Origin of the sequence: Leptolyngbya sp. AN10, from assembly GCF_050565645.1 — a bacterium.
In the GTDB taxonomy this organism is placed as follows: domain Bacteria; phylum Cyanobacteriota; class Cyanobacteriia; order Leptolyngbyales; family Leptolyngbyaceae; genus Leptolyngbya.
The window spans coordinates 44737-52154 of the sequence record NZ_JBNXVP010000046.1 but is presented as its reverse complement, the minus strand read 5'-3'; the positions used below and the strand labels follow the sequence as shown (position 1 = coordinate 52154).

The following is a 7418-nucleotide window of genomic DNA, read 5'->3' as shown; positions in this document are numbered from 1 at the left end:
ATCTGCGTGCCTTAACTCGCTACTTATTGTTCGAGAATTGGGATCATTTGCTGACCTTTATGATTGAAGGACTGGAGTTAGAAGTCCCGCCCAACTCCAGTTGATTTTTCATAATGAGAATTGCTGGTAGATTCTGGCGGGGAAATTTAGAGAGTGCGATCGTACTTTTCCGTTACGACCTTCAGATCGCTTGTATAGTTGGAAAACATCTCTCTACACCAGGGCTTTTCGTCCTTCAAGATTTACCGTTCCTATGTTGCTTGCGAATCGATATCAGATTGTACGAATGTTGGGCGAAGGCGGGTTTGGACAAACCTTTCTGGCTGAAGATCTCCAGATGCCTTCTAAACGCATTTGTGTGATTAAACAACTCAAGCCAATGGCAACAGAGAGCGCCGTTTACCAAGTCGTACAAGAACGGTTCCAGCGAGAAGCAGCAATTCTAGAAAGGTTGGGAGAAGATCACCCGCAAATCCCAAAACTCTATGCGTATTTTAGCCATGAGGGAAAGTTTTATCTGGTTCAAGAATGGATCGAGGGTGAAACCTTAGAAGCACGAGTCATACAGCAAGGCAAATTGGGCGAAAGCGAAGTTCGGAACATTCTGATCAATCTCTTGCCCGTGTTGGAATTGATGCACAATCAAGGCATGATCCACCGGGACATTAAACCAGAAAATATCATTCTGCGTCACCTAGATCGTGCACCTGTTCTGATCGACTTCGGAGCGGTTCGAGAAACAATGGGAACGGTTTACAACTCTAGAGGCAATCCCACCAGTTCAATTGTGATTGGGACTCCAGGATATATGCCGCCTGAACAAGCCGCAGGCAGACCCATTCCTTCCAGCGATCTCTACAGTTTAGGTCTGACTGCAATTTATCTCTTAACAGGTCGAATGCCCCAAACCTTCGACACCGATCCACAAACTGGGGAAATTCTTTGGCAACAATGCGCAACGCAGTTAAGCCCGGAGTTTTCTGCTGTGCTGAATCAAATGGTGCGATCGCATCCGAGAGATCGATTGAGTAGCGCGGCTCAAGTGCGATCGACTTTAGAATCTTCTGTGCAAGCAACTCTCCCACCCGTTCAACCGTCTGAAACTCAGACAGCCGTTATGGGTTCCCGTCCATCTACAGTGATGCCTGATATGCCTCAAAATTCCGATCGTACTAGACTGACCATTGCAGCCGTAGCAGGCGGAGGATTGCTCACAGCCGCGATCGCAGCAACCGCATTTCTTAATCGCGCTCCTGCTCCGACTCCAATTGTTGCTGAATCTCAAAGCCCGATTGCGACTCCCAGTCCATCGGTTCAAGCGAGTCCATCTCCAACTCCGATCGCGACTCCAACCGTTCGTCCTTCTCCGAGTCCTTCCCCGATCGCGACTCCAACGCCTTCTGAGCCTTCAGTGTCTTATCCCGTCATCTTAGAAGGAATTGCAGGCGGACAAGTGAGAGTGTATTCGCAACCGAATACTCGATCGGATTCGCCGCAGTATGGATTAACAGGCGATCGCGTCACGGTCACACGAGAAATGGAAGGAAGCGACGGCGAACTTTGGCTATTTGTCCGGTTTCCGTCTGGGGCAGAAGGTTGGGTGCAAGGAGAACAGACTCGCCCACTTGATGAGCCACCAAAAACCGCAGAATTTCCGCGATCGGCTCAGATCACTGGACAGACTGCGGGCAGTCGAGTGAATCTACGATCAGCTCCTTCAACCAGTGCGAGTTCTCCGAGTTATGGCTTAGTGGGCGATCAAGTTGTTGCACTTCAACAAGCCCGTGGCGACGATGGAAGAATCTGGTATTTCGTAGAATTTCCATCCAAAGCAACAGGCTGGGTACGAGAAGATTTTATCGATCTGCGCTAAGTCCAAAAATCGCGATGGACTGCGAGAATTTCTTCTGCAACTTCGGGAATTTCGCCCCACACTCGAATTGGTTTTTGACCTGTAGCAAAGAGCGATCGACAAGGCAGATTCAAAGTCGGATTTTCTGTATGATTTCCTGTCAATTCAAGTAATCGCGTCTCTGCTACTCCATACACTAATCGCCCAATATTCCCCCAGTACAGCGTTCCAGCACACATCGCACAGGGTTCAACGGTCGTGTAAAGCGTACAGTTCCATAAATATTCAGCACTGAGATTTTGATAAGCAGTTCGTACCAAGACCGATTCAGCGTGATTCACCGAATCGACATTTCCCTGCTCAAACAAAACCGTTTCGTGATCCGGAGCGACTAAGATTGCACCGAATGGATGATGTCCGAACTGTCGCGCTCTAATGGCAATCTGATTCGCACGTCGCAAATGTTTGACGATTTCTTCAGGAGTCGGATCACGCATCATTGGTTCCATCGAGTTAAAGCTTGACTGATTGCAGCTTTGACTTGTTCTGCCACGTGTAATTCGCTTTCACTGCCATCAATCCGAACAATGCGATCGCAATTTTCTTCTGCCAGTTTCGCAAATCCCATTCTCACCCGCTGATGAAATTCGATGCTGGCTTGTTCGATTCGATCGCGCTTTCCCCGCTGCTTCATCCGCTCGAATCCAACTTCGACTTCGATATCTAACCAAATTGTTAAATCACTTTGTAAGCCTCCAGTTGCAACCTGATTGAGTTGATTAATCAAAGCGAGATCCAATCCACGCCCGTAGCCTTGATACGCGATCGTCGAATCGGTGTATCGATCGCATAAAATCAACGCGCCTCGCTCTAAATGTGGGCGAAGAAAATGATCAACGTGTTGAGCACGATCGGCAGCATAGAGGAGTAGCTCAGTTCGATCGTAAATCGGCTCCTCATCACTGTGTAAAAGCAGCTTGCGAATTTCCCCTCCCAGTGGTGTTCCACCAGGTTCGCGAGTGGGGATCACATCAGCAGCTTGAATCGTCGTCAACCATTGACGCGATCGTTCAAGCTGCGTCGTCTTGCCACAGCCTTCAATTCCTTCAAAGACAATTAATTTACCGTCCATTTCCTTCTCAAATGTCGCCTTGACCCTATAGAGTATTTCAAATCAGGGATTTTCTATTCGATCTCCGCGAAATAGATCAATTTCGGGGTTATCCGCTATAAATGGGCTAGGGCAAAATGCCACTGAAGCGTCACGCTTGATGCAGACTACGCAAACCAGTGCTCTATAACGGTCTGAAAGCCAGATTAAGATTTACGGGCGCTCACCTAGACCAGGGTATCGTTTTAGCGTAGGTTGGAAAGGAAGAAAGTGAGATTCACTTGTCACAAGATTGGGGTTTGCTATGGCTCGTTACACTTGTCTATTCACTGTTGGAGTCCCCTTGCAGAATCTCCAGCCGCTGTTGAATCAGACGCTGAAATCCTGCAACCTGGATGTGATTTACGCGACTGAGGACTATTTGATGGCGCGGGAAATCCCAGGCAATGTGGCATTTCCAAAACTTGTTACGGTTGAGGTGCTGATTGATAAAACAACAGCGACCGAAAAGGAAACGAAGATGAACTTTGTGATTAAAAACGAGGAGCTTCCTCTTCAAGTCGATAATCACTGTCGCAAAATGTACAATCTCGTGAATCAAGCGATAAGCGAGAATCAAGGCTGGAACCTAATCGAAACGGTGACAGGCTAGATAGATTTTTAGAATAGAACTTCGATCGTGCAAATGGTCGGAGTTTTTTTATAGCTGTTCGGGATCAATTCCCATTTGCCGCAATTTTTCTAAAAGGGCTTGACGCGATCGACGTTCTGCTTCCAATTGTTGCTCTGCCACTCTAAGTTGCTGTTCGGCGAATTCTGCTCTGTTACGTTCCAGTGCGATCGCGTCTTCGGGTGCGGGATATCGATTTCCTTGTTCGTCGTACCAATACAGCCAGTCTTGTGTAATGCCTTCGTGCGTCCCCGATTCCACGCCAATTCCTAATTCAATTTCTGGCATCCAAATCGGATTTCCGGTTTGTCGCACGTATCGACCATTGGTTAAGCGATAGACCTCAAACGGTTCATGTCGATCTCGTCGCCAATGATTCGGGTTGTAAATGGTGTAGTAGAGAACTCCCAAATTTTGATAATCCTGCATCTTGTCATCGTATTCGCCGCCATACTTCTGCGAGACGATTTCTAACGCCCACTGCGGCATCACTCCTTCTTCCCAAAGCAAATAACTGAGGCGCAATTTTCCGCTGGGTCTGACTCGTGGAACACCCAAACTGAGAAAGGCATCAGGACCAATCGCGGGTTGCTTCGGGTCGTAGTACAGCCCTAGATTAATCCCGAAAAACCAATCGTTGCGATCTGCCCAAAGTAAAGCGAGGATTGCTCTGAGGAGAATCGGGATAAGAAGTTGTAGCTCATTGTCCACAGGCTGATCGTCCGAGTCGGGCAAGTCGAATTCGGTAGGAAGAATTTGCAATGGGTTGTGCTCTAACATGGCAGACCTCTTGCAGTAGGGTTGGTTTAATTGTATTGGGAATTAAGCAGGAACAGCCGCAAACGTGTTTTGAATTCGATCGATTTCTAAATCAATCAAGTAGTCCACTGTCCAATTCGCGCAGCGTTGCAGCATGTGGAACGGGTAACTATTCGCCACGCCCACGACTGGGATTTTGGCAGCTTTGGCAGCTTGGATTCCAGCAAAAGTATCTTCGATCGCTAAACATTCCGCTGCTGTTAATTGAAGTTCTGGAAATTCCTGATTTAAGCGATCGACTGCCAATAAATAACCATCTGGTTCGGGCTTGCTCACAGTAATATCTTCGCCCGAAACAACCACCGAGAAACGCGATCGTAGATTTGCTCGTTCCAGCACCAGTTCAATTTCGGATCGAAGCGCACCACTGACGATCGCAAATTTACACTGCGGTAATTTGAACATCACATCTTCAATGCCGCTGTAGATCGGTAGCTTGTCGATCGCGCTAATTTCCTTCAGATACGCTTGAGCTTTTCGACTGACTAATTCATCTAGATAATCGGGCGTAACCACTCGACCGCGCCGTTCGAGCATTTCTTGGAGACACACTCGATCGCTACGTCCCAAGCAGAGTTCTCGGAATTCTCCAGGTTTGGGGCGCAAATTTTCCTCGATCAGGAGTTGCTCTAGAAGTTTGTCGTGGAGCGGTTCATCATTGATAATGACACCATTGAAATCGAATAAAACAGCTTTCAGCATCAGAAATAAGGCGCGATCGTCCCGTCTTTTACCTTACACCCACGGGATGTCTAGGACACCGCGAATTCTCCATCAAACTGATCAAATTCCTCAAAATCAGTGCTGGTTAATGCTTTTGTTCCATGTGTAATTTGGTGCAGCCACCAAAATTCCTGACTATGAACGGCTGCAAGTCCAGCGGCTCCCATCCAAGCCTCGATACTATCTTGGGCATAGTCATTAATATACGGCTCTTCAAAGATTTGTGTTAGCCATTCTGTTTGTCTGAGTGTTTTCTGACTGCCATCAAGAATGACAACTTCACCACTTGATTTGAGCAATCGAAAGCATTCTTGCAGAATTAACTTTGAGATTGATGGTGGGGTTTCATGAAAGAGCAGCGATGCTGTGACTAAATCGAATGAACGATCTGGAAATTTTGTATGTTCTGCTTTGCCGTGAATCCAGTGAATGTTGAGATTCGCTTGTCTCGCTTTACGATCGGCAACTGCCAACATATACGGCGACAAATCTAATCCAAAGACTTCTGCACTGGGAAATGCTTGTTTTAGCAAAACTGTCGTTGAACCTGTTCCACATCCAAGATCGAGAATGCGTAACGGTTGACCCTGAATCGCATCAATCACTTGTTGCCGCACCCAAGTTTCGTTCGGAGGAAGCGCTAGTTGAGTGATTGGATCATAAGAAGTTGCAGCCCCGATCGTTAAATAGCCGCCTTCGATCCCGTGAAAATTCTGCGTTTTGTAGTAGTTCGGATAGACCAAATTCGGATCAGTCAAGCGATCGCATTCTGATGCCCAATCGATGCTCTGATGCACTCGGCGCATTTCTTCTCGATCAACTAACAATTGTGCGATCGGAGCTAAGTACTGCTCGAAAATTGTATCTTTACGAGTTGCCATCGGTTCATCACAACGCTACTGAAGCTTAGTGTAGCGAATCGATTTGAGTCCGGTACGATACCAGTGACGAATTTGGGACGGTGACACTCCAATTAAGTACGCCAAAATTACAATTTGATTGACGATTGTTGTTCTCAAAACGCCGTATTTCTTCCAACGTCGCCCGGATGTCACGACTGCATGAGGAGCGATCGCAATGCGTCCTTTTTGTCGTAATGTTCTGACAAATTCAAAATCTTCCATGATCGGCAACTCAGGAAAACCGCCGATCGCATGAAATGTTTCTGTCCGCAGAAAGAGGGCTTGATCGCCGTAAGGCATTTGAAGAAAGCGCGATCGACAATTCACACCCCGTTCAATCCAGCGCAATCCTGGTAAATCTAAATCGATTTTTAATTCAAATGCACCTGCAATTGAGGTTAATAAGGTTTCGCGAATGAGGCGATCGAATCCTTCTGGCAACTGTGTATCGGCGTGAAGAAATAACAGAATTTCTCCGGTTGCAATTTCGGCTCCTGCGTTCATCTGAATCGCTCGTCCCAGATACGAGTGCAACACTTTAAAACCGTATGATTTGGCAATTTCAACGGTTTCATCTTCACTGCCTCCATCTACGACAATGATTTCAACATCAGTCGCTTGAATTGGGAGAATGCTCGAAAGTGACTTCGCTTCATTCAGAACTGGAATCACGATCGAGATTTTCATTGTAGATACTGCAAATCTTCAGGACGATCGACATCATTCAATACGGGGAGAAATGCGATCGATAAATCTAATCGTTTCACAATTTCTAATGTTTGCTGAAATACTACATCAGTACTCCAAGCAATATTTTGGAAAACATCTGGAATTAATTGATCTAATCCAATCAAGTAATATCCGCCATCAGTTGCTTTACCGATTGATAAATGATGGGTTTTTAGCTGTGTGAATGCGAGTGTTAATATCTCAGAAGTTAGATCCGGACAATCTGTTCCAATGGCAATGACTGATCGCGCACCTCGATCGAACATCGTTTGAAAGATATGAATTAGTCGATCGCCTAAATCTCCTGAAGGTTGAAGTTGATACTCCAAATCATCACCTAACCAATCCTGCATCTGTTGAATCGTTCCACCTGTGAAGTAAACGCAGATAGAAACGTTTTCGAGATTGCGAACTTTAGCGATCGTCGATTCGGTCATTCTTCGATGCAATTCGGCAGCACCTACCTCTCCCAAAGCAGGAATCAAGCGAGTTTTAGCTTTGCCCGCTTCGGGATAGCGTGTGAAAATAATCAGTTGTTGCACAAATAAAAAAATGGCAAAAAAAATTGGAACTGCGTAGAGTTTCTACCACAGTTCCAAGCCGAAACGCGAT

General features: G+C 46.4%; 9 protein-coding genes. 2 read left to right on the top strand and 7 right to left on the bottom strand.

Translation table 11 applies throughout. The features are described from left to right. Positions 1-253: 253 nt before the first annotated feature. The gene (locus ACQ4M5_RS35515) at positions 254-1873 is read left to right on the top strand and encodes a protein kinase domain-containing protein (protein WP_430680510.1); all 1620 of its coding nucleotides are present in this window, start codon (positions 254-256) and stop codon (positions 1871-1873) included. Here ACQ4M5_RS35515 and ACQ4M5_RS35510 read toward each other — a convergent pair. Beyond that, positions 1870-2361, bottom strand: coding sequence for a nucleoside deaminase (locus ACQ4M5_RS35510; RefSeq protein ID WP_430680509.1), 492 nt, complete (start codon positions 2359-2361; stop codon positions 1870-1872). The genes ACQ4M5_RS35515 and ACQ4M5_RS35510 overlap by 4 nt on opposite strands. Beyond that, a complete protein-coding gene (gene tmk / locus ACQ4M5_RS35505) occupies positions 2349-2984 on the bottom strand; it encodes a dTMP kinase (protein WP_430680508.1) in 636 nt (211 codons plus the stop codon). The genes ACQ4M5_RS35510 and tmk overlap by 13 nt, the downstream gene beginning before the upstream one ends. A gap of 283 nt (positions 2985-3267) precedes the next feature. Here tmk and ACQ4M5_RS35500 point away from each other — a divergent pair, with 283 nt between their 5' ends. Further along, positions 3268-3615: a hypothetical protein gene (locus ACQ4M5_RS35500; RefSeq protein ID WP_430680507.1), complete on the top strand. Its 348-nt coding sequence runs from the start codon at positions 3268-3270 to the stop codon at positions 3613-3615. A gap of 48 nt (positions 3616-3663) precedes the next feature. On the opposite strand, the gene ACQ4M5_RS35495 is transcribed toward ACQ4M5_RS35500, so the two are convergent. From ACQ4M5_RS35495 to ACQ4M5_RS35475, 5 genes are read right to left on the bottom strand one after another with little or no spacing between them, the layout of a single operon-like run. Then, complete coding sequence (locus ACQ4M5_RS35495) at positions 3664-4413, bottom strand: Uma2 family endonuclease (protein ID WP_430680506.1); 750 nt, start codon at positions 4411-4413, stop codon at positions 3664-3666. Between the two features lie 42 nt (positions 4414-4455). Continuing rightward, a complete protein-coding gene (locus ACQ4M5_RS35490) occupies positions 4456-5154 on the bottom strand; it encodes an HAD family hydrolase (protein WP_430680505.1) in 699 nt (232 codons plus the stop codon). Positions 5155-5204: 50 nt separating this feature from the next. Next, entirely contained in the window at positions 5205-6056 is an 852-nt protein-coding gene (locus tag ACQ4M5_RS35485) for a class I SAM-dependent methyltransferase (RefSeq protein WP_430680504.1), read from the bottom strand. Positions 6057-6071: 15 nt separating this feature from the next. Next, positions 6072-6764, bottom strand: a complete 693-nt coding sequence (locus ACQ4M5_RS35480; protein ID WP_430680503.1) for a TIGR04283 family arsenosugar biosynthesis glycosyltransferase — start codon at positions 6762-6764, stop codon at positions 6072-6074. Continuing rightward, positions 6761-7348 (bottom strand): TIGR04282 family arsenosugar biosynthesis glycosyltransferase, encoded by a 588-nt coding sequence (locus ACQ4M5_RS35475; RefSeq protein WP_430680502.1) that lies wholly within the window; start codon positions 7346-7348, stop codon positions 6761-6763. The genes ACQ4M5_RS35480 and ACQ4M5_RS35475 overlap by 4 nt, the downstream gene beginning before the upstream one ends. Between the last annotated feature and the right edge of the window lie 70 nt (positions 7349-7418).